At 57.0% G+C, this 279-nt stretch carries 1 pseudogene; it reads right to left on the bottom strand.

Annotation, left to right across the window (positions count from 1 at the left end):
- A pseudogene (locus EN804_RS36860) lies at positions 1-273 on the bottom strand (CtpF protein); the annotation flags it as partial.
- Positions 274-279 lie beyond the last annotated feature (6 nt).

Here is a 279-nt window from a genome sequence, read left to right as displayed (position 1 = left end):
CGAAATACCGTTGCGGATGAGGTCGCGATACAATGTTATGTCATTGTGGCGGCCGACAATGATGACACGGGTTGAGGGATCGCAAACCTCCGCGAGAGGAGCAAGGTCATCCAGCAGCGAAGCCTGCGCGCTTGCCGTCTCCAGAATGATGAGATTTGGCGTAGGCGAGGCAGAGAACATCGTGGCCGCAGCGTTGATGTCACCCTTCGTCACCCGCAATGTTACCTTGCTCATGCGCCTGTCACCGGACAATGCGTCCATGACGCCCTGCATGTTGTC

The organism is Mesorhizobium sp. M8A.F.Ca.ET.161.01.1.1, from assembly GCF_004792105.1.
Lineage (GTDB): Bacteria > Pseudomonadota > Alphaproteobacteria > Rhizobiales > Rhizobiaceae > Mesorhizobium.
This window is presented reverse-complemented; position numbering and strand designations above follow the sequence as displayed.